General features: G+C 75.2%; 2 protein-coding genes. Both read right to left on the minus strand.

Annotation, left to right across the window (positions count from 1 at the left end):
- Nucleotides 1–70: 70 nt before the first annotated feature.
- Nucleotides 71–826 (minus strand): SDR family NAD(P)-dependent oxidoreductase, encoded by a 756-nt coding sequence (locus tag HYE82_RS36560; protein WP_179178525.1) that lies wholly within the window; start codon nt 824–826, stop codon nt 71–73.
- 51 nt (nt 827–877) lie between these two features.
- On the minus strand, nt 878–1,213 hold the full coding sequence (locus HYE82_RS36565) for a YnfA family protein (RefSeq protein ID WP_179178526.1): 336 nt from the start codon (nt 1,211–1,213) through the stop codon (nt 878–880).
- Between the last annotated feature and the right edge of the window lie 121 nt (nt 1,214–1,334).

Here is a 1,334-nt window from a genome sequence, read left to right on the forward strand (position 1 = left end):
GCTCTGAGGCGTGCGGGGGGCGGCCCCGGACCAACGGCCGTACGGGGTCCGGGGCCGCTCCCCGCACGCCTCAGAGCTCCCGGTGCACCTTGGTGTTCGATGCCTGGGCCCGGGGCCGGACCACCAGCAGGTCGATGTTGACGTGGCTGGGCCGCGTCACCGCCCAGGCGACCGTCTCGGCGACGTCGTCCGCGGTCAGCGGCTCGGCCACCCCCGCGTACACCTTGGCCGCCTTCTCGGCGTCGCCGCGGAACCGCGTCTTCGCGAACTCCTCGGTCTTGACCATGCCCGGCGCGATCTCGATGACCCGCACGGGCTGCCCGACGCTCTCCAGCCGCAGCGTCTCGGCGAGCACCCGGGCCCCGTTCTTCGCGGCGACGTACCCGGCGCCGCCCTCGTACGTGCCGTGCCCGGCCGTGGAGGACAGCACCACGACGGTCCCGTCCCCGGACGCGACGAGCGCCGGCAGCAGCGCCTGGGTCATGTGCAGCGTGCCGATCACATTGACCTCGTACATGGTGCGCCAGTCGCCCGGATCGCCGGTCGCGACCGGGTCGGCCCCGAGCGCCCCGCCGGCGTTGTTCACCAGCACGTCGCACCGGTCGAGCGAGGCGGCGAAAGCGTCCACGGCCCCCCGGTCGGTGACGTCCAGCGCATGGGCCTCGGCGGACCCGCCACCGGCGGCGATCTCGGCCGCCAGGGCCTCGATACGGTCCTTGCGGCGCGCGGTGAGGACGACGTGGTAGCCGGCCTCGGCGAGCTGCCGGGCGGTGGCCGCGCCGATGCCGCTGCTGGCGCCGGTGACTACGGCGGTCCGGGTGCTCATGTACGGGCTCCTCGTTCGTGCGGGCGAATACCGGCCAGCATAAGCAGGAGCTCAGCGCCCCCGCGGGGCATACATGATCACGGCCATCCCGGCCAGGCACACCAGTGCCCCCACGACGTCCCACCGGTCGGGCCGGTACCCGTCGGCAACGACGCCCCAGGCCAGCGACCCGGCGACGAACACTCCGCCGTACGCCGCGAGCACGCGCGCGAAGTCCCCCTGCGGCTGCAGCGTGGCCACGAACCCGTACAGGCCGAGGGCGATCACCCCGGCCCCGATCCAGGCCCACCCCTTGTGCTCGCGGACCCCCTGCCAGACGAGCCAGGCCCCGCCGATCTCCAGCAGGGCGGCGAGCGAGAACAGGACGGCGGACCGCGCGACGAGCATCCCCCCACCCTATGCAGCCGCCTGCCGCCTGCCGCCTGCCGCCTGCCGCCTGGCCTGGGGTGCCTGCCGGGCCCGTGGCGCCGGCTGGGCCGGGGGCGCCGGCCGGGGCGGGGTCGTGAGC

Origin of the sequence: Streptomyces sp. BR123, assembly GCF_013401435.1 — a bacterium.
Classification (GTDB): domain Bacteria; phylum Actinomycetota; class Actinomycetes; order Streptomycetales; family Streptomycetaceae; genus Streptomyces.

Excerpts from the sequence above, each read along its gene's own strand:
- HYE82_RS36565 (WP_179178526.1), bottom strand. The coding sequence starts at position 1,213 with ATGCTCGTCGCGCGGTCCGCCGTCCTGTTCTCGCTCGCCGCCCTGCTG.
- HYE82_RS36560 (WP_179178525.1), bottom strand. The coding sequence starts at position 826 with ATGAGCACCCGGACCGCCGTAGTCACCGGCGCCAGCAGCGGCATCGGC.